The 20,496-nt window shown below is 66.7% G+C and carries 16 protein-coding genes; 9 read left to right on the top strand and 7 right to left on the bottom strand.

What is annotated here, in order from left to right:
- Positions 1-163 precede the first annotated feature (163 nt).
- From ACZY08_RS03715 to ACZY08_RS03700, 4 genes are all read left to right on the top strand, one after another.
- The gene (locus tag ACZY08_RS03715; protein ID WP_463743236.1) at positions 164-721 is read left to right on the top strand and encodes a hemophore; all 558 of its coding nucleotides are present in this window, start codon (positions 164-166) and stop codon (positions 719-721) included.
- 168 nt (positions 722-889) lie between these two features.
- Positions 890-1,273: a heme-binding protein gene (locus ACZY08_RS03710; protein ID WP_463743235.1), complete on the top strand. Its 384-nt coding sequence runs from the start codon at positions 890-892 to the stop codon at positions 1,271-1,273.
- A gap of 76 nt (positions 1,274-1,349) precedes the next feature.
- Entirely contained in the window at positions 1,350-2,018 is a 669-nt protein-coding gene (locus ACZY08_RS03705; protein ID WP_167769574.1) for a response regulator transcription factor, read from the top strand.
- Positions 2,019-2,044: 26 nt separating this feature from the next.
- Positions 2,045-3,391: a HAMP domain-containing sensor histidine kinase gene (locus tag ACZY08_RS03700; RefSeq protein WP_463743234.1), complete on the top strand. Its 1,347-nt coding sequence runs from the start codon at positions 2,045-2,047 to the stop codon at positions 3,389-3,391.
- On the opposite strand, the gene ACZY08_RS03695 is transcribed toward ACZY08_RS03700, so the two are convergent.
- The 3 genes from ACZY08_RS03695 to ACZY08_RS03685 are packed head-to-tail and all read right to left on the bottom strand — an operon-like array spanning position 3,379 to position 6,138.
- Positions 3,379-3,744, bottom strand: coding sequence for a DUF3054 domain-containing protein (locus tag ACZY08_RS03695; protein ID WP_463743233.1), 366 nt, complete (start codon positions 3,742-3,744; stop codon positions 3,379-3,381). The genes ACZY08_RS03700 and ACZY08_RS03695 overlap by 13 nt on opposite strands.
- The gene (locus ACZY08_RS03690) at positions 3,731-4,930 is read right to left on the bottom strand and encodes a peptidoglycan DD-metalloendopeptidase family protein (RefSeq protein ID WP_463743232.1); all 1,200 of its coding nucleotides are present in this window, start codon (positions 4,928-4,930) and stop codon (positions 3,731-3,733) included. Before ACZY08_RS03690 ends, ACZY08_RS03695 begins: the two co-directional genes overlap by 14 nt.
- 23 nt (positions 4,931-4,953) lie before the next feature.
- On the bottom strand, positions 4,954-6,138 hold the full coding sequence (locus tag ACZY08_RS03685) for a lysylphosphatidylglycerol synthase transmembrane domain-containing protein (RefSeq protein ID WP_463743231.1): 1,185 nt from the start codon (positions 6,136-6,138) through the stop codon (positions 4,954-4,956).
- Between the two features lie 72 nt (positions 6,139-6,210).
- Here ACZY08_RS03685 and ACZY08_RS03680 point away from each other — a divergent pair, with 72 nt between their 5' ends.
- Positions 6,211-7,359 carry an AI-2E family transporter gene (locus ACZY08_RS03680; protein WP_463743230.1) on the top strand — a complete coding sequence of 383 codons (1,149 nt, stop codon included), beginning with the start codon at positions 6,211-6,213 and terminating at the stop codon, positions 7,357-7,359.
- Positions 7,360-7,367: 8 nt separating this feature from the next.
- Here the strand turns inward: ACZY08_RS03680 and mmpL3 are convergent, their stop codons facing one another.
- The 3 genes from mmpL3 to trmB form a co-directional block, all read right to left on the bottom strand.
- Positions 7,368-10,412, bottom strand: a complete 3,045-nt coding sequence (gene mmpL3, locus ACZY08_RS03675; RefSeq protein WP_463743229.1) for a trehalose monomycolate exporter MmpL3 — start codon at positions 10,410-10,412, stop codon at positions 7,368-7,370.
- A 66-nt stretch (positions 10,413-10,478) separates the two neighbouring features.
- On the bottom strand, positions 10,479-11,195 hold the full coding sequence (locus tag ACZY08_RS03670) for an NYN domain-containing protein (protein ID WP_463743228.1): 717 nt from the start codon (positions 11,193-11,195) through the stop codon (positions 10,479-10,481).
- Entirely contained in the window at positions 11,192-12,013 is an 822-nt protein-coding gene (trmB, locus tag ACZY08_RS03665; RefSeq protein WP_463744136.1) for a tRNA (guanosine(46)-N7)-methyltransferase TrmB, read from the bottom strand. Before trmB ends, ACZY08_RS03670 begins: the two co-directional genes overlap by 4 nt.
- 208 nt (positions 12,014-12,221) lie before the next feature.
- Between trmB and ACZY08_RS03660 the strand changes: the two genes are divergently transcribed.
- The 3 genes from ACZY08_RS03660 (at position 12,222) to ACZY08_RS03650 (ending at position 16,680) form a co-directional block, all read left to right on the top strand.
- The gene (locus ACZY08_RS03660; protein WP_463743227.1) at positions 12,222-13,139 is read left to right on the top strand and encodes a P-loop NTPase family protein; all 918 of its coding nucleotides are present in this window, start codon (positions 12,222-12,224) and stop codon (positions 13,137-13,139) included.
- A complete protein-coding gene (locus tag ACZY08_RS03655) occupies positions 13,136-14,695 on the top strand; it encodes a hypothetical protein (RefSeq protein WP_463743226.1) in 1,560 nt (519 codons plus the stop codon). Before ACZY08_RS03660 ends, ACZY08_RS03655 begins: the two co-directional genes overlap by 4 nt.
- Positions 14,696-14,850: 155 nt before the next feature.
- Complete coding sequence (locus ACZY08_RS03650; protein WP_463743225.1) at positions 14,851-16,680, top strand: phosphoenolpyruvate carboxykinase (GTP); 1,830 nt, start codon at positions 14,851-14,853, stop codon at positions 16,678-16,680.
- A gap of 105 nt (positions 16,681-16,785) precedes the next feature.
- Here ACZY08_RS03650 and ACZY08_RS03645 read toward each other — a convergent pair whose 3' ends face one another.
- Positions 16,786-19,836: an MMPL family transporter gene (locus ACZY08_RS03645; RefSeq protein WP_463743224.1), complete on the bottom strand. Its 3,051-nt coding sequence runs from the start codon at positions 19,834-19,836 to the stop codon at positions 16,786-16,788.
- A gap of 85 nt (positions 19,837-19,921) precedes the next feature.
- Here ACZY08_RS03645 and ACZY08_RS03640 point away from each other — a divergent pair, with 85 nt between their 5' ends.
- Positions 19,922-20,488, top strand: coding sequence for a TetR/AcrR family transcriptional regulator (locus ACZY08_RS03640; protein WP_463743223.1), 567 nt, complete (start codon positions 19,922-19,924; stop codon positions 20,486-20,488).
- Positions 20,489-20,496: the final 8 nt, after the last annotated feature.

The following is a 20,496-nucleotide window of genomic DNA, read 5'->3' as shown; positions in this document are numbered from 1 at the left end:
TCTTCGGGTTCTGAGATCGCCCTGAGACTTCTCACAGCAATATCCACAGCTGACCTCCGTAGCGTTACGTCAGTGTCGCTAACGGAACAGCGCCGGCCGGCGACATAGCCAAGGACGACCCCGGCTGACGCGTGCGCCGGGGCCCACGCTGAAGGAGTTCTCCATGCAACCGACCAACGGTGGATTGCGCCGCTCGCTGGCCGTGGCTTTCGCGGCGACTGCGGCGGGCGGTGCGACGGTGGCCGCGCTCATGGTTCCGTCCGCCACAGCTGCGACCGATCCCTGTGCGGCCAGTGAGGTCGCCCGCACCGCGGGCGGTGTGGCCACCAACATCGGCAACTACCTGGACACGCATCCACAGACCAACCAGGCCCTGACCACGATCAGTCAGCAGCAGGGTGGAGCCCAGTCGATCGCGGCTCTCAAGACCTACTTCGATGCCAACCCGCAGGCTGCCAAGGACATCCAGCAGTTGCAGCAGCCCCTGACCGCGCTGGGCACGCGCTGCAAGCTGCCGGTCACCCTGCCGCAGCTGATGGGGCTGGTGCAGGCCACCCAATCACCGGCCGGGACTGGTGCCGGCAGTTTGCCGGGCTCCCTGCCCTCGGCGCAGAACGTCGGAGTGCCCAGCGTCGCGGTGCCGGCGCAATCCTCACCGGCCTCGGCCGTGGCCCCGGGCTCCGGTCCGCTTCCGGGACCGGCCAGGGCCTCGACGCGCTAGGTCCACCGTCCTCGCGTCGTCGCGGTGGCGCCGCTGAACTGCGGGTTTGCGGCCCGAAGTGGCGGTTTGCGCACAAGGCAGGAAAGTCGTCACGGATTCTGCTTAGCTTTCTTGAGCCGATAACCGTTTGGGGTTACGGCCTTCCCCATCCGATGAAGGAGCTTGACCATGTTGCTCTCGGCCCGAAATGCGCGGCGCGTGGTAGCTGGCGTGGCCGGCACCGGCGCTGTAGCTGGTGCGATGCTGTTCGGCGCCATCCCGTCGGCGCTGGCCGACGACCCGGCGAACAACCCACCCAACTGCAGCGCAGCTGACCTGGCCGGCGTGGCGTCGGGTGTGTCGGCATCGACCTCGGCTTATCTGTTCACCCATCCCGACGTGAACAACTTCTTCACCGGCCTGGAAGGCCTGCCGCGTGAAGAGGTGAAGACCAAGGTGCAGGACTACATGGACGCGAACCCCCAGACGAAGGCCGAACTGACCGGTATCCGCCAGCCGCTGGTAGACCTGAAGAACCGCTGCGGCGAAGCTCCGGCTCCCTCCATCCCGTAACCGAGTGCGGGTGGATGCAACCCCCGCCAGCGGCGAAGGACACGTGACACCCGAGAGCGTGAACCGCACGGTGCTGATGGTCGACGACGACCCGGATGTGCGTACCTCGGTTGCCCGCGGATTGCGGCATTCGGGGTTCGATGTCCGGGTCGCGGCGTCCGGCAAGGAGGCACTGCGCCTGTTGTCGAACGAGTCGCATGACGCGCTCGTGCTCGACGTTCAGATGCCCGAACTCGACGGCGTCGCCGTGGTCACCGCGCTGCGGGCATTGGGCAACGAGATCCCGATCTGCGTGTTGTCGGCGCGTGACACGGTCAACGATCGCATCGCGGGCCTGGAAGCCGGCGCGGACGACTACCTGACGAAACCGTTCGACCTCGGCGAGCTCGTGGCACGCCTCAACGCATTGTTGCGTCGGGCCAGCCACACCGACCGTCCGTCGGACACCATGACCGTCGGGGCGCTGACCATCGACACCGCCCGCCGGTTGGTGTTCGTCGGCGGGGACCGCGTCGACCTGACCAAGCGGGAATTCGACCTGCTGGCCGTGTTGGCGGAGAACACGGGTGTGGTGTTGTCCCGGCAGCGGCTCCTCGAGTTGGTCTGGGGATACGACTTCGATGTGGATACCAATGTGGCTGACGTCTTCATCTCGTATCTACGGCGCAAGCTCGAGCGACCCGACGTGCCCCGGGTGATCCATACCGTCCGCGGGATCGGGTACGTCCTGCGGGAGGATGCGTGATGGATTCGGTGAGGAACCAGCAGTAGGTGCGGATCTTCGGCTTCATCCGTTCCGCGTCGTTGCGCACCAGGGTCGCGGTGGCCGCGGCGCTGGCGGCTGCGGCGGTGGTCGCGGTGTTCACCATCCTGACCTCGGTGGTGTTGGCGAACAACGACTCTGCACAGTTGGATCGCAGGCTCGATTCGATCGTCGATGCCAGCATCAACCCCGAGCATCTCCAGGATCCGACGCGCGGCGTGTTGACCACCGGCCGGTCACGTTCGACGGGGCAGGTGGTGTTCCAGCGGGGCTTCCAGCTGCCCGCGCTGCCGCCGGGTACCGAGACCGTCGAGGTCAACGGCGTCGACTACCGGGTGCGCACCGTCCAAGTGGACCAGCACGGTGGTGTGCTGATGTCCATCGGTATCCGTGCGGACAGTATTTTGTTGAGCCCCAACAGGATTCCGCTGTACAGCGTGTTCGGTGTGGCGACTGTGTTGGTGGCGGGCGGTCTGGGCTGGCTGTTAGCGGGGCCGGCCATCCGGCCGCTGCGCAAACTCACCGAGCACACCTCGAAATTGGACAGCGGCACCGACACGATGCCGAAGGTGCGTGGCGTGCGGGAAGCCGAGGACCTTTCGGAGGCGATGGCAGGCATGCTCACCCGCCTGGCCACCGCACAGCGCGCCACCACCAATTCCCTTCAGGCGGCACAGGATTTCGCCGCGAACGCCGCGCATGAGCTGCGCACCCCGCTGACGGCGATGCGCGCGGACCTGGACACGCTGCGCATCCACAACCTGCCCGAATCCGAACGGGACGAAGTGGTCGCCGACCTGTCCCGTGCACAGCGCCGGGTGGAGGCCATCATCACCGCGCTGGGCCAACTCGCCTCGGGGCAACTGGCCCAGGCCGAGGACCGCGAATTGATCGACCTCGCCGATCTGCTCGACCGGGTGGTCCGGGAGAACGCCAGGGGCACCGAGCATGTCCGGATCGACGTGCACGTCGCCGACGACATCGGCCTGGTGATGGGCTGGCCCGGCGGCCTGCGTATTGCGGTGGACAACCTGGTTCGCAATGCGATCGTCCACGGCGAGGCCACCCGGGTCGTGCTGACCGCACACCGCAGCAACGAGTTCCTGGTCATCACCGTCGACGACAACGGCCGTGGGCTACCGGTCGAGGAGCACCAGACGGTGCTGGGCCGGTTCCGCCGGGGCAGCACCGCGATGGCAGGCGGTTCCGGACTGGGCCTGGCACTCGTGGCGCAGCAGGCCCAGTTGCACGGCGGCGAGATCACATTGTCCGACGGGCCACTCGGTGGCTTGCGGGCCACGCTGACCGTGGCCATGTCGGCCTCACCGACACAGGATGCGGCTCAGGCAGATTGACGGCGTCGCAGCCCGGCGAGCACGGCACGCCAGCCCAACAGCAGCAGGGCCGTGGTCAGGGAGGCGACGATGATGAAGCTGACGGCCACACCGGCGGAAGTCAGTTTGCGCAGCACCATGCCGACCACCACCGTGCTGACCCACACCACGATCCCGGTGGGCGCCAACGACGTCGGCCGCTGCCAGCCGCGGGAGAGCAACCAACCCACCAGCGTCCCGGTCAAAAACGGCCATGCGGTCTCGGCCACGCCGGCCACCGTCAGGCCCTCGGCGTGGCTGCGCCGTCCGATGGTGCAGAACACCACCACACAGATCAGGTCGGCCAGGAAGGCCGTGCCGCTAGCTCGTCGCATAGGTCATCACATCCAGTACCAGTGGGCTGACGTCGGTTTGGTCGCGTTCGGCGAAGCCCGGTTGCCGTGCGGCCGGCTTCCCGTCGAAGAGTGCGTCCGCGGCGCTCAGCGACGTGAGCCGGGAATCCAGCCGGAACGATTTGAAGGTAAATGGTAAGCCATTGGACGCCAATGGATCCGGCCCGTCCATCACATGGAAGTGCAGATGCGGCGCATCGGAGTTGCCGGAGTTGCCCAGGGTGCCGATGACCTGCCCGGTGCTGAGTTTGTCCCCCGGCTTGACCTTGAGACTGTTCGGTTGCAGATGCGCGTAGAAGGCGTAGTTGCCGTCGCCGATGTCCTGCACGATGTGGTTGCCGCCGTACTGCGCAAGAGTGAGACCCTTCGGCGTGACGCCTGGGACCTGCTCGTTCAGTCCGTCGAGTACCGCCACCACCGGTCCGTCGGCGACTGCGTGGATCTCCGAGCCGAAATACGGGTAGCTCGTGACCTTCGCCCGGTCACCCGCGAAGATCCGGCCGTCGGCGCCGAGCTGCGCATAGTCGATCGCGAATCGTTCTGCCGCCCAAATCTTTCCGTTGATCGGGTTGAGTGCCATGCGGTGCGGTGTCATATCACAGCAACTGTTGGCGTCGACCCAGTTGTCACCGGTCAGCGGCGGGGAGATGGACACCGGCTTACGGGTCTGGACGGACACCGGCGCCAGGGACTCGGTCAGTGTCGGCGGAACGAGCGGAGGCATCGGCTTGGCCACGGTGATCCCGAGTTCATGGGTGAGCTCTCCGGGCACCTGCGTCGGATCGTCGGCGATCACGTCCAGCCACACGTAGGCACTCTGTCCGGGTCCGATCACGTTAGTGCCGACGGCGGAATTGCCCACCGCCCGGGTCCAGTACTTGAGGCTGTCCCCGGACAGCGTGAGCAACTTGCGGTCACCGGCCACGGTGCTCAGTGAGTTGAGGGTGACAGCCCCCGGTGAGGTGTTGGTCAGCATCAGCTCGTACGCCAGGTGAGTGCGTCCATCGGTGGCCGCCACCGGGACCGGTTCGGCCAGAACCGATCCCACCACCGGCGTGACCACCGGCGGCGGGGTGGTGGTTGTGGTGGACTCCGACTGCGGAGTCTGTGCCGACGAACATCCCGCCAAGGTCAGCATGAGCACTGCGATCGCGTACCGGACTCGCATGGACGTCTCCTAGCGCTCGGGGTTCAGGATTCGGATTTCGGGGAGGGTGCTTCGGCCCCCGGTTGGATTGCCGGCCCGCCGGCCCCTGGTTGAATTGCCGGCCCGCCGGCCCCTGGTTGAATTGCCGGCCCGCCGGCCCCTGGTTGAATTGCCGGCCCGCCGGCGTCCGGATCGATGTCCTTCTCCGTCCGGAACATGAAGAAGAACACCACCCACCCGATTGTCGAGATGAAGATCCAGCTGACCAGCCGATAGATCAGCATCGCCGAGATCGCCGCGGCCAGCGTCATCCCGGAGGACACCAGGCCGGGTACCAGCACCGCCTCCACCACCAGCAGACCGCCCGGCATCAACGGGATCGCCCCGACCGCCCTGGCTGCGGCGTAGGCGACGGTGACTCCGGCCAGCGACGGATGTCCGCCTGCGGCATAGCAGGCGAACGCCAGGCAGGCCACGTCGGCGACCCAGTTGAACATCGACCAACTGAAAGCCACCGCGAGGTCCCGGCGGCCCAGGCTGACCGACTCCAGTTGGTGCAGGATTTCGCGCCATTTGGGCAGTCCGGCGTCTGAAGGCTTGCCGCGGAACGAGTTCACCCACGACAACACCTTGGCGCCGATTCCGTCGATCAGTTCCGGTCGGGTGGCCACGGCCTGGGCCAGCAGAATGATCGCCAGGAACGCGCCGAGCGAAAAGATCAGCGACAGTGGGTTTTTGCTGGCACCCAGCATGAGCGCCCCGCCGAGGCCCAGCAGCGCCAGACCCACGACCTGCAGCACCCCTGACATCACCAGCTGCCACGAGGCCACCAGCGGCGAGGCACCCCAGATGCGTTGTTGGCGGTAGACGAACGTCGCCGAGAGCACCGGGCCGCCGGGCATGGTGGTGGACAGCGCGTTGCCGGCGTAAAAAGCGGCCTCCGAACGCCATTGTTTGACGGGCACTCCGGCCGAGCGCAGCAGTGTCCGCTGGATCTGGGCGAAGCTGTGCATCGAGGCCATCGCGGCGCCCACTGCCGCCAGCACCCACCATCCGTTCGCGGTGAGCAGGCTGCGCCAGGCCTTCGCCAACTGGTCCCAGACCAGGGTCACCTCGACAGCGAGCACCGTGACCGCGAGTGCGATGATCGCCCATCGCACCCACCAGTACTTGCCGCGCGTGGAGCCGGCCCGGTCCCGGGCTGTGTCGGCCGGCGCGTCCTGTGACACGCCCTACAGGGTAACCGCGCAGGTCGCGCCGACATCACGGGTTGCGGCGGCGCGCCGCATTAGGCTACCGACATGTCACTGGATCCTGTTGCTGATGAGGCCGTCACGCCGTTCGTCCGCAAGGTTGCTGCCTGGTCATGGCGACTCCTGGTCATTCTGGGGGCCATCCTGGCATTGCTGTGGCTCATCAAACACCTTGAGGTGATCGTGGTGCCGGTGGCCCTGGCCACCATGGTCGCTGCGTTGCTGTTGCCCGCCGTCGATTTCATGGACCGCCGCGGGGCACCCCGCGGAGCCGCGGTCGCGCTGGTGTTGCTGGCCAGTTTCGCGGTGGTGGGCGGAATCCTGAGCTTCGTCATCTCCCAATTCATCGAGGGCGCACCGCAACTCGTGGAACAGGTGACCCGAAGCATCGACGGGCTGCGCAACTGGCTGATCAACGGCCCGCTGCAGCTGAGCAAGGAGCAGATCGACCAAGCCGGCAACACCGCGATCGAGGCGCTGCAACGCAACCAGGAGAAGCTCACCACAGGTGCGTTGTCCACCGCGGGCACCCTCACCGAGCTGCTCACCGGCGCGCTGTTGGTGCTGTTCACGCTGATCTTCCTGCTGCAGGGCGGGCGCAGCATCTTCGCGTTCGTCACCAAGGTGTTTCCAACCCATGTGCGTGACCGGGTCCAGAGCGCCGGGCGGGCCGGTTTCCATTCTTTGGGCGGCTACATGCGAGCCACGTTCCTCGTGGCCCTGGTCGACGCGGTAGGCATCGGTACCGGGCTGGCGATCATGGGCATCCCGCTGGCGCTGCCACTGGCGTCACTGGTGTTCATGGGCGCCTTCATCCCGCTCGTCGGTGCGGTCGTCGCCGGATTCCTGGCGGTGGTGGTGGCGCTGCTGGCGAAGGGGTTTGTCTACGCCCTGATCACCCTCGGCCTGATCATCGCCGTGCAGCAGCTCGAAGGGCATGTGCTGCAACCGCTGGTGATGGGCCGTGCTGTGTCGATCCACCCGCTGGCGGTCGTGTTGGCCATCGCCGGCGGTGGCGTGCTGGCCGGTATCGTCGGCGCCCTGCTCGCGGTACCCACCGTGGCGTTCATCAACAGCGCGACGCGGGTTCTGCTGTCCGCGGCCCCGGACGCCGAGGAGGCCCGGCAGGAGGACGCCGAGGGCGTGCTCATCGAAGCCACGCCCAACGACCTACCGCCGGAGGATCCGGAACGTTAACCGGGCTCCTACAGCCGTCCCTCGCGGCGCAGCAGATCCTGCGCACTCATCCCGCCACCGCGACGCGGGGGTTCGTCGTCACGGGGGTTGAACTTCTGGGTCGACGGATCCTGATCACGTTGACGTGGCGGCGGATTCGGACCGGGACCCGGTCCTGGTCCCGGACGCTGCGCGTTGAATGCCGTCGTCGGTGCACTTTCCCCACCACCGGACGGTGGCCGTTGCTGCTGTTGCGGCATCGCGCGGGTGGCGTCGGCCGAGGGTCGAGGCGCCGGCGCCGGCGCCGGCGCCGGCGGCACAGGGGGAGGCGGTGGCGGAGTGCCGTTGGACGGGCCGCCCTTGGCCGGGCCGCCGCGCAATGCACCGAGCCACGACTCGATCTCACGATCTTCACGCTGCGGGGGTCCCGCCGGGCCGACGCCGGGCCGCGCGGTCGGCTGCGGGGTGCGCTCCGTGCTCGCGTTGGTGTTGCCGGTGGCGGTGTTGACGGTGTTGACCGCCGTGTTCACCGCGTTGCGTACGGCGTTACGGGCCATGGCGAACCGGGTGGTGGGCGGCTCTTGGTTGGTAACCGGCGGCTGCTGCTGTGCCGGTGTGTGAGGCGGGGCGATCCGCGCCGTGCCTGCCGCCGAGGGCGCGTTGGTCCGAGGCATCTGCGGGCGCATGGGCTCGGCCGCGGGATGGGTCGGATCGTGTGGCCGAGGTGCCGGCAGGGCGCCGACTCCGGCCAGGGCGCGTGGGTCCTCGCCGGAGTCCTGCGGCATCGGGCGTTTGCGCTCGTCGGGCAGTTCGGTCTCACCGAGGCCCAGCTTCTGTTGGATGCGCTTCATCCAGTGCGGAGCCCACCAGCAGTCATCGCCGAGCAACTTCATGATGGCCGGTACCAGGAACATCCGGATCACCGTGGCGTCCAGCAGCAGGGCGATGAGCAGACCGAAAGCCAGGTACTTCATCATCACCAGGTCGGAGAAGGCGAACGCACCGACCACCACGGCCAGAACCAGGGCCGCGCCCGTGATCAGGCGGCCGGTGGTCGCGGTGCCGATGCGAATGGCCTCCGCAGTGGACATGCCGCGTTCCCGGGCCTCCACCATGCGGGATACCAGGAAGACCTCGTAGTCGGTGGACAGACCCCAGATCACCGCGATGATCAAACCGATCATCGGTGCCATCAGAGGCTGCGGGGTGTAGTTGAGCAGCCCGGAACCGTGACCACCTTCGACGAACATCCAGGTCAAGATGCCCATCGTGGACCCGAGTGTGAGCGCGCTCATGAGTGCGGCCTTGATCGGCAGCACTATCGATCCGAATGCCAGGAACATCAGCACGGTCGTGGTGAGAACCAGGATCACCGCCAGCAGTGGCAAGTTGTCGAACAGGCTCTGAATACTGTCCTGCGCCAGAGCCGGCGTGCCACCCACATAGACGTGGGTGCCGTGCGGAGCGGGAATGGCCCGCAGCTCGTTGATCTTCGCCGGTGCGTCGCTGCTGTTCACCAGACCGTTCTGGATGCTGCGAACCGACGGATCCTTGGACCCGCTTTCCTGGGCGTTACGTTCCTGCCACATCTTCGACGGGTCGTCGGTGCCGGTGAATCCAGACAGCGCCGCGGCCTTGGACCGCAATTCGGCGAGCTGCTGGTCGGTGACCGGTTTGTCGTCGTCGCTCTGGATCACCATGGTCAGCGGTTCGGTACGGAAGCCGGAGAAGAGTTTGTCGAACTCCTCCTGGGCCATGCGCACCGAGTTGTCCGGCGGCAGGTACTTCTCGCTCATACCGCCGAGCGCGAGCTGGCCGAGCGGGATGACGAGCAGGGTCATGACGACCAGGATCGGCGTGGCGAAGGCGATCGGCCGCTTCATCACGACGTTGACCAGCTTGCCCCAGAATCCCCGTTCGACCTCTTCGCGGGTTTTCGTCTTCTGCGTCTTCTCGGCGAACCAGTCGATGATCTTCCGGGAGAACGGCCAGTTGGCCAGGAAGGGCACCTTCAGCAATGTCGTCACACCCAGTGCGTCGACTCTGGGCCCCAGGATGGCCAGAACGGCCGGCAAAACCGTGATCGACAGGAATGCCGCCAGCAGCACCGAGGCGATGATGGCGTAGGTGATCGATTTCAGGAAGCCGAGCGGGATCAGCAGCAGGGGCAACGAAGACGCCACGATGATCACGGAGGAGAACGCGACGGTTCGTCCCGACGTCATCACCGATCTTCGGACCGCAGCCTCTACGTCATACCCCTCGGCCAGCTCTTCTCGGAACCGGCTGACGATGAACAGGCCGTAGTCGATGGCGATGCCGAAGCCCATCATCGTCACCACCGGCTGGGCGAAGAAGTGCACGGGCCCGAACTCGGCGGTGAGCCTCAGGATGCCCAGAGCACCGGCGATGGTCAGGCCACCGATGATTGCGGGCAGAGCCGCGGCGACAGCTCCGCCGAACACGAAGAACAGCACCACCGCCACCAGCGGCACGATCGCCAGCTCGGCGCGTTTCTGATCGGTGCCGATCGTGCCGGTCAACTCGCTGGCCAGCGGGTTCAGCCCGGCCAGTTTGATATCGCCGTCGTTGACCTTCCTCAGGTCAGGCTCGATGGCTTGGTAACTCTTCAGAATCGTGTCGTCGTCGTCGCCCTTGAGCGGCACGCTGATGAAGGTGTGCTTCAGGTCCTGCGTCTTCATCTGGTTGACGAGTTCGTCGGTGGTGTCAGGGGCCTTGAGCCAACCCACCCAACCGACTACCTGATCCGGGTGATCCTTGACCACCTGATCGAGCTCCCCGCTGACCTTCTTCTGCCACGCCTTGTCGGTGACCTTCTTGTCATCCGGCGGCGTCAGGATGGCGACGACATGGCTGGTTCGATCACGGCCGTAGACCTCGTCGCCCAACAGCGAGGCCTGGACCGACTGGCTGCCCTCGTCGTAGAAACCACTCTGGGTGACGTGCTCTCCGAGACTGGCGCCATAGAGGCCGCCACCTAGGCACAGCGTCACCATGACACCGATGACGATGTACCTGAACTGGTACACCGTTCGACCCCACCAGGCGAACACTTAGGCTCCTAACGCTTTCTAAAACTTGTGGTGACCCGCGATTGGACTGACGAAGGTCTTCAGTTGTTACACACGCGCGGTCAGTAGCGATGACAGCGGCCGGAACGGCTGTAGCCATGCTCCCTGCTCGGGCAGCGAGTCCAGGCCGATCCGTGGCAACGGTTCCCGGAACACACCGGGAATATCCTCCAGATCGACAAACTCCAAGGTATCCGACGCTAACGCCCAGCTCGCATGTTCGCGAAATCCGAGCACCTGCACCGGGGTGCCCTCACGGGCTATTTCTTCCAGTGGTTGCCGGAACGCCTGTCCGTCGGCTGAGGCAACCAGAACCGCTGCCAGTCCTTCGCTGCGACGCAGGGCGATGTGATCGAGCATGTCGCTGTCGACATCGCTGTCGTCGTCGATCTTCGGCTTCGCGAAGACGGCGAAACCCACGTTACGCAACGCTTCCACCCATGGGCGCACTACATCGGCGCTACCTGGGGCGATGTTGGTGAAGACGGTGGCCTCGGGCTCCAGTGACACATCCTCGGAGTCGCCGAATTCGGCGGACAGGTCCGCGGCGTACCCGAGCAGCCAGCGGCCCAACGCGTCGAAGCGGGGACGGTGCGCCGCGGTGGGGCGGCCACCCAGGATCGCGCCCAGCCCCATGTCGAGGTTCGGCGCGTCCCACACCAGCAGTACCCGCCGTGGGGGCGTGCCGGCCGGTACGTCGGCGCCGGCGCTGGATCGGGCCTCTACCTGCGCTGTGTCGTCCTGCATGTCTTCGGTCACACTCATGGCAGTTTCTCCCACACCAACTCGGTGACGTCGGGGCCGGCCAGGGCCTTGCGTTCGTATTTGGTGACCGGACGCTCGATCGAGATCGGCAGTCCCCCGCGAGCGGGAGGGGCCCCCGGCGTCCCTGTCTCGACCCGGCGCAGCCGCGGCTCGGCGTCTCCGACCTCGGCGATGTGCTCGGCATATCCGGCGTGGTCGGTCGCCGCGTGCAGAATTCCGCCGGGACGCAACCGGTCGGCGATCAGCGCCACCGTGGCCGGCTGCAGCAGGCGGCGCTTGTGATGGCGGGCCTTGGGCCAGGGATCCGGGAAGTACACCCGCACGCCGGTCAGCGTCCCGCTGCCGAACATGTGCTCGAGTACGTCGACGCCATCGCCGCGAACCAGGCGGATATTAGTGACGGGTGACGAGGTCTGGGCGGAGCGGTCGATCGCGCTGAGCAGTTGGGCCAGGCCTTTTCGGTAGACCTCGACCGCGATCACGTCCAGATCCGGCTCGGCCTGGGCCATCGCCAGCGTGGAGGTCCCGGTGCCGGAGCCGATCTCCAGGATCAGCGGGGCCGAGCGGCCGAACCAGGCCGCGGTGTCGAGGTCGACGACCGGTGTCGAATCCTCGTCCCGGGCCTGCATGCCGATCTCGGGCCACAGCCGGTCCCAGGTTTGTTGCTGGGCGGGCGACAGCGTCGACCGCCGGGTGCGGAAGCTGGTCACCCGGGGAAAACGGTGCGGCTGGGCGGACGGCACGTCGGCCGCCTCATCTGCCGGCGCCGGCCCACCGACATCGGATGCGGACGGGTGCATCCGTCCATGGTCTCTTATCGGGGGCGGTGTGCCCGCATCGTGGTAGAGATTGATACCCAACAGTTGCCTCCAGCTGCCAGGCCTTAAACATCCGTTCGCGAGTCCGTCCGGGCCGTGTCACGATTTTTCGTGAGGCAACGGGTTGCGCCCGTCACCACGCAGGGAAGGCCGCCAGATTTTCGCAGACGAGCTCACATGCTTTGCCGACCGTGACGGTGATGCGCGGTTGGCGGAGATCTGTGCGCGGGTTTCGGCTCCGATCAGGGTCGATGTGCGCGGGCGTCGCGGCGTGGGCGTGCGCACCGTGGCCTCCGCCCTGGCCGGTGCGGGCTACGAGCTCGCGGACACCGGCGACGTAGCCGTGCTCGTGATCGCCGAGGTGCTCAAACCCGAGGATGAGGCTGTGCTCGACGGGCTGACCCGGGCGGGCCGGCCGGCGATTGTCGTCCTCAACAAGGCGGATCTGGCCGGGTCCGGGCCCGGAGGTCCGGTCGCGACCGCCCATCACCGGGCCGGCCGCCTGCAGAAGCTGGCCGGAGTGCCGGTGGTGCCGATGGTCGCGCTGTTGACTCGGGCGGTTCTGCCGCAGCGTCTGGTCGATGCGCTCCGGTTGTTGGCCGCTGAACCCGCCGCCCTGACGTCGCCGGACGCCTTTGTGACGGGTCCGCACCAGGTGGAACGCGTCGTGCGCGCCGAGCTGCTGCGACGTCTCGACCGGTTCGGGATCGCGCACACGACGCTGGCGTTGAGCCGGGGCGCGGCCGCTGAGAGCTTGTCCGGGCTGTTGCGCCGGCTCAGTGAGGTCGACCAGGTGGTGGCGGCCATCGATACCGCGGCCGCATCGGTCCGCTATCGACGGGTGCGATGGGCGCTGGCCGAGCTGCGTGCGGTCGGCGGCCCGGCGGTGGGACGCTTTCTGGCCGCCGACGAGACGGTGATCGCGGTGATGGCCGCGGCCGTCGAGGTGGTGCAGGCCGACGGGGTGACGGTGGATCCCACCGCCGACCGTGACGCCCATCTGTGCCGGGCCCGCCACTGGCGGCGCTACCGTGACGGTCCGGTGAACACCTTGCATCGCAGTTGTGGCGACGACATTGTGCGAGGGTCATTGAGACTGTTGGGTGCGGCGGGTAAGGGGCGATGACCGACGTGGATACGGCCCGGGATGAGGTCGTGGCGGATGCGGTGGCGGCGGCTGACGCCGTGGTTGCGGCGATCGATCCCGGCCTGAACTCGCCGGGCGTGGACACCCGTGATGCGGTGCTGGTGGCCGGTCCGTGGTTGGCGGGGTCAACGAGTGTCATGGCGGCGTTGCGGGAGCTGATGCCCCGGACCACGTTCGTCGAATCCACCGAACTGGTGGCCGGTGAGGCGCCGGCGGCCGTGGTTTTCGTGGTTTCGGCGGCCGCCCCGATTACCGAATCTGATTGTGCCCTGGTCGATTTGGCTTCGCGATACACCGATCTGGTCGTCGGGGTGGTGTCCAAGATCGATGCGTACCGCGACTGGCGCGACGTGCGCGACGCCGATGCGGAGATCCTGAGCGCGCGCGACGAGCGCTACGAGCGCATGCCCTGGGTGGGGGTGTCGGCCGCACCCGATCTGGGTGAGCCGCAGCTCGACAAGCTCGTCGAACTGTTGGCCGGCCGGTTGGCTGACTCCGACACCGCGCGCCGGAACAGGCTGCGCGCCTGGGAAACTCGCCTGGAAGCGGTGATCGGCAGGTATGAGGCCGACGGATCCGGGGCTGACCGCCAGGCACGGGTGGATGTGTTGCGGGAGCGTCGCGCCGAGGTGGCCAGGGCGCGCAGGCTGACCCGTACCGAGCGCAGCATCGGGTTGCGCAGTCAAATGCAGCAGGCCCGGGTTCAACTCGGCTACTTCGCCCGCAACCGGTGTAACTCGGTGCGCACCGAACTGCAGGAGGACGTCGCCGGGATCAGTCGTCGCCGGATTGCGACGTTCGAGGAGTATGCGCGTCAGCGCGCCGGCGAGGTGGTCGGCGAGGTCGACGAGGGCGTGACCGCGCACCTGCGCGGGGTCGCGGCAGAGCTCGAGCTGCCTGCCCCCACGGCGTCGGCCCCGGCGGCGGCCGGATTGCCGGCTCAGCCGGCGGCGGCCGGATTGCCGGCTCAGCCGGCGGCGGCCGGATTGCCGGCTCAGCCGGCGGCGGCCGTACCCGACCTGCCGTCGCCGCCCCTCAAATCCCGCACGCCCGAGACCCGCCTGATGCTGGTTCTGGGCGCGGGCTTCGGACTGGGTGTCGCGGTGGCGGTCAGCCGGCTGCTGGTCGGTGCGGCGCCGCGACTGGCCGTGGCCGGGCTCGCGGTCGGCGCAGTGGTGGGTCTGCTGCTGGCGGTCTGGGTGGTCGGCACCCGCGGGCTGCTGCACGACCGGGCCGTACTGGACCGTTGGGTCGGTGAGATCACCACGACCCTGCGTTCGGCGGTTGAAGAACTCGTCGCTACGCGGGTGCTCGCCGCCGAGACCGTACTCACCACCGAACTGGCTGCCCGAGAGGAAACCGAGACCGCCGCAGCAGCTGAGAAGACCGCCGCGATGGACGCCGAACTGCGTGAACATGCCATCGCCACCGCGCGCGCAGCGGCTCAGCGGGACCGTCGGATCCCGCCCTTACAGCGCGCGCTGACGGCGGTACGGGCCGATTTGTACGGCAACGGCGATGCTACTGGTGAGTAACCTTCCGATAACGTCCATCTGAATCGTTCCTGTGAGTGATCGGACATACCACTGGTTCACAGTGGGTATGTGACCCGCGTTAACCTCTACCCAAGGGGTAGCCGTGATCGCGTCGAACGCGGGTTGGGTTACACAAACCTACGCAGGAGAATTTGATGACCTCAGCGACCATTCCGGGTCTGGACACCGCACCGACGAAACATCAGGGACTGCTGGCCTGGGTCCAGGAGGTCGCAGAGCTGACTCAGCCCGACCGGGTGGTTTTCGCCGACGGGTCCGCCGAGGAATATGACCGGCTTGCCGCCCACCTGGTCGAGGCGGGCACCTTCCAGAAGCTGAACGACGAGAAGCAGCCGAACTCCTACCTGGCGCTCTCCGATCCCTCGGATGTCGCCCGCGTGGAATCGCGCACCTTCATCTGCTCCGAGCGGGAGATCGACGCCGGCCCCACCAACAACTGGATGGAGCCCGCCAAGATGCGCGGGATCTTGACCGACCTGTACCGCGGCTCGATGCGTGGCCGCACCATGTACGTGGTGCCGTTCTGCATGGGCCCGCTGGACGCCGAGGACCCCAAGCTCGGTGTGGAGATCACCGATTCCGAGTACGTCGTGGTTTCGATGCGCACCATGACCCGGATGGGTCGGGCCGCGCTCGAGAAGATGGGCGATGACGGCTTCTTCGTCAAGGCGCTGCACTCGATCGGCGCACCCTTAGAGCCCGGCCAGGAGGATGTGCCCTGGCCGTGCAACGACACCAAGTACATCACCCATTTCCCGGAGACCCGCGAGATCATGAGCTACGGCTCGGGTTATGGCGGCAACGCGCTGCTGGGCAAGAAGTGCTACTCGCTGCGTATCGCCTCGGCGATGGCCCACGACGAGGGCTGGCTCGCCGAGCACATGCTGATCGTCAAGCTGATCTCCCCGGAGAACAAGTCCTACTTCGTCGCAGCGGCATTCCCGTCGGCCTGCGGCAAGACCAACCTCGCGATGCTGCAGCCCACCATCCCGGGCTGGCGCGCCGAGACCGTCGGTGACGACATCGCCTGGATGCGGTTCGGCAAGGACGGGCGCCTCTACGCCGTCAACCCCGAGTTCGGCTTCTTCGGTGTCGCACCCGGCACCAACTGGGACTCCAACCCGAACGCGATGAAGACCATTGCCGCGGGCAACACCGTCTTCACCAACGTCGCCAAGACCGACGACAACGACGTGTGGTGGGAAGGCCTGGAGGGCGAGCCCGACCATCTGATCGATTGGAAGGGTCAGGACTGGAACCTCCGGGAGGCGGAAACCAAGGCGGCGCACCCGAATTCGCGCTACTGCACGCCGATCGCCCAGTGCCCGACGCTGGCGCCGGAGTGGGATGACCCGCAGGGCGTGCCGATTTCGGCGATCCTGTTCGGCGGTCGTCGCAAGACCACAGTTCCGCTGGTGACCCAGGCCCGCGACTGGCAGCACGGCGTCTTCATCGGCGCCACCCTCGGCTCCGAGCAGACCGCCGCCGCCGAGGGCAAGGTCGGTACCGTCCGCCGTGACCCGATGGCCATGCTGCCGTTCCTGGGTTACAACGTCGGTGACTACTTCCAGCACTGGATCGACATCGGCAAGAACGCCGACGAGTCGAAGCTGCCCGCGGTGTTCTTCGTCAACTGGTTCCGCCGCGGCGACGACGGCCGCTTCCTGTGGCCGGGCTTCGGTGAGAACAGCCGCGTGCTGAAGTGGGCCATCGAGCGCATCGAGCACAAGGCCGACGGCAAGAGCACCCCGATCGGCATCGTGCCGACAGCGGCCGACCTGGATCTGTCCGGGCTCGACGTGGATCCCGCCGACGTGGACGAGGCCCTGGCCGTCAACGCCGAGGAGTGGAAGGCAGAGCTCCCGATGATCGAGGAGTGGTTCGAGTTCGTCGGCGAGAAGCTGCCCACCGGCATCAAGGACGAGTTCGAGGCCCTCAAGCACCGCCTGTCCGAAAAGTCCTGAGCACCGCGAGCGTGCGTGTCTGTTGGTAGACACGCCGCAACGCGTCAGCATTACGCGCACCCTCGTGACTCACGAGGGTGCGCGTTTGCGTTGGAGGGCAACCCCTTACGTGCGCGCCATCTCGCGCGACGGCCACCACATGCGTTCGCCCAGCAGGCTCATCGCAGCGGGAACCAGGTAGGTCCGCACGACCGTGATGTCCAACAGCAGCCCGATGCCGATCGTGGATCCGATCTGCACCAGATTCAGCACCGTCCCACTGGTCAACGCGAACATGGTGATCGCGAAAACCACTCCGGCAGTGGTGATCACGCTGCCAGTACTGCCGAATCCGCGGATGATGCCACTGATCACCCCGCTGTGGGATTCCTCGCGGATGCGGGCGGCGAACAGCATGCTGTAGTCGGCGCCGACTGCGACCAAGGCCATGAACGACACCGGGAACACCGACCAGTCCAGGCTGATACCGATCAGGTGTTGCCAGATCAACGTCGACATTCCCGCCGCCGCGCCGAAGGACAGCACCACCGCGGCGATCATCAGGATCGGGGCCACCAGGCTACGCAGCATCACGATCAGTACCAGGAGCACTGCCGCCACCGCGACGACACCGAAAAGTGCGAAATCACGCCAGGTTTGGTCGACATGACGTTTGGACAGCGAGGCCAGGCCGGTTGATTCGATCTGGGCGTGCTCCAGCACGGTACCCGTCGCGGCATTGTTCGCCGCGGCGATGACGTCGGGTACCGCACCCATCGCCTCTGCGCCGTACGGGTTCACCGCCCAGACCACCATCATGCGCGCGCTGCGCCCGTCGGGAGAGATCAGCAATTGCTCGCCGGCGGTGAGGCGGCGGTCCGTGCGGCCCTCTTCGGGCAGATAGAAGCCCCGCCCTGCGCCGGTGCTGGTGTCAGCGGACATTCGGTGCAGGAAGTCCGAGGCGCGCGAGAGCCCCGCACTCAGTTCGGTGGTCAGCGTGACCATGGTGTCGGTACCCGTCTTGACCTGGCCCAAGCCCGAGGTGAGACGGCCCAGACCGGTTGTGAGTTCATTGATTCCGGAGAGCAGCCGACTCAGTTCCTGACGCGTCTGTTCAGGGGTGCGGGTGCCGAGTTGGTCGAGCATGGCCCGCAGCTTCTTGATGGCCGTGCGTAGGTCGGGCAGCGTGTCCAACGCCGTGGTCACGGGTCCTTCGGGCACCAGCGGCGCGGCGAGCGTCAATCCGTCGATCGCCAGCTGCGCCCGCCCGCCGGTGGCCGCGTTGAGGTCGGCGAAGGCCTGCCTGGCGCGGAGGCACGAGCTGTCCGCCGCGCAGGCGGCCGACGGCTCTGGCCCGGTGAGTGGATCGAACACGGCGTGTAATGCGGCAGTAGGAGCTGCCAATCGCTCTCGGGCGGAATCGATTTCGTCGACCACCTGGTCCAGGGAATCGGTGGCGTTGGAGATGCTGCGCACCGCACTCACAAGGTCCAGTGACCCGCCGGAGAGCCTACCCACCACCCGATCGGCGGATTCCAGCGTGCCGAGCAGATTGCGCGCCAAGTCGACGAGAGACCGGGCGCCGTCGGTGAGTTCGGGGAGCCTGGCAGCCGCATCAGCTGAGCCGTCGTGAAGTTGGGTCACGCCGGAGGCGAGACGCTTCAGCTGCGGGATGGCCTCTTCGACCCGGTCGTGGGCGTCGGCCAGACCTGCGCCGACTTGGGCGGTCTGCGAGCCGATGGCGGTCTCGGGCAGGGGTTTTCCCTCGGGCCGCGTGATCGACCGGACGTAGGCAACCTGGGGAAGGTTGCCGATCGACATCGCGATCAGGTCCAGCGCGGCCAGATCGTTGGTGTTGCGCATATCGTGGTCGGCCCGGATGGTGACGAACTCCGGTGCCGCTTCGTTCACGCCCCAGTGCCGGTAGACCGCCTCGTAGCCGCGCTTGCTGTCGGTGGCGCGCAGCTGCATCGCGTTCTCGTCGATGTTGGGTTCGAAGGTGAACAGCACCGAACTCATGGCGATGAGAAACGCCAAAGATGCTGCGACGAGCGCGGGTGCGCGACGGATGATGGCCGCGCCGCGCTTGCGCCAGCGCCGTTCGTCGAGCGGACGGGGTTCGGCGTATCCGCGCCGCCCCCAGAGCGCCATGATCGCAGGGGGCAGCGTCAGGCTGACTGCCATGGTTATCGCGATCGACAGCGCGATCGGAGGTCCTGCGGTGCGGAACATCCCGATCTTGGTGAATACCATGGCCATTCCGGCGCCGGCGATGGTCAGGGCGGAGGCGATGACGATACCCGCGGTGTGCGCACCTGACCGGGCAACCGCATCGTCGACAGCCAGCCCGCGGCGTCTGCCCTCGTGATAGTTGGCCAGCAGGAAGATGCCGTAGTCGGTCCCCGCACCCAGCACCATCGCGGTGACCAGGGCGATGGTGAAGTTCGAGACGGTCAGCAGGTCATGACCACCCAGCAACGATATGACTGGTCGTGCGACTGCGAGCGAAATGCCCACGGTGAGAAGCGGAATCATCGAAGTGATCAGCGACCGGTAGACCGCGAGCAGCAGCAGCGTGATCAGCACCACCGAGACCACGGTGATGATGGCCAGCGAGGTATCGATGGCGGAGAACAGATCCGACAGGGTCGGAGCGGCCCCGGTGAAATGGACGTCGAGTCCGGCTGGGCGCGGTATCGCGTCGACCGCGGCGCGGACGTTCTCGGTGGACCGATGCGCACGGGTGGAGCCGACGTCGCCGGTGGTGGCGACGATCAGGTGGATGGCTTTTCCGTCTGGGCTCAGGCCGATTTCCTCGAGTCCCGGGGTGCCGTACGTGTCGAGCACATAGGCGACGTCGTCCTTGTCTGCCACCAATCGCGACACCACGTCGCGGTAGTACGCAGTGTCGGCCCCATTGAGGATTCGGTCGCTGGACACGACGATGCCGCCGACCGCGGTGGTATCCGGGACGCCGAAGTCGCGCGACATCTGTCGAAGGGTCTCGGTGGTCGGGCTTTCCGGAGTGAACGGCGCGGAGTGCTCGGCCACCGTGCGTTCCAGCTGAGGGATGGCCAGGTTGAGAATGCCGGCCAGTGCCAGCCACAGCCCGAGAATCAACCACGCATGCTTCGCGCAAGCTCTGCTGAGTTTGCCGAAGGCTGCCAGATTGTGCATTCGGGCATCGTAGACCAATTGGTCTATGGATGGTCGACTAGGATGGACTAACTGGTCTATTTCGATGATGGGAAGGGTGGCGGCAGTGGCGGGCCCGCGCGAGCGTCTCATTCGGAGCGCCATTGAGCTGATGCGTGAGTACGGCGTGCACGCGACGGGGTTGAGCGATCTGCTTGAACGCAGCAACACCGCTCGAGGGTCGATCTACCAGCACTTTCCCACCGGGAAAACTGAACTGATGGAGCAGGCGACGTTGGAGGCCGGGCGAATCATCACCTCGCAGATCCAGCAATTGACACAGGCTCTGCCCGCTGCGGACGTCATCGGCGCCTTTGTCGCCGGATGGAAGCAGAATCTCGTCGACAGCTCTTTCGCCGCGGGATGTCCCATCATGGCGGCCGCCCAGGCTGGGCCGGACGCACTCGTGCTGCGGGAAGCGTCGGCAGCGGTGTTTGCTGACTGGTCCAGGGTGATTGCGGAGTCGATCGGATCCAAGGGTGTTGACGCCGCCACCGCAGCCTCACTCGGCAGCTTCATCGTCAGCTCACTGGAAGGTGCCATCATCCAGTGCCGCAGCGCCAGGTCGCTGCAGCCCCTCGACGACGCCAGCACTGGTCTGATGATGCTGCTGCGTGGGATCGGCGCGGACTGACTTGGGGG

Source organism: Mycobacterium sp. IDUB_9, from assembly GCF_055419505.1.
Note: the sequence above shows the minus strand (reverse complement) of the source record. Positions and strands in the feature narration are given on the sequence as shown.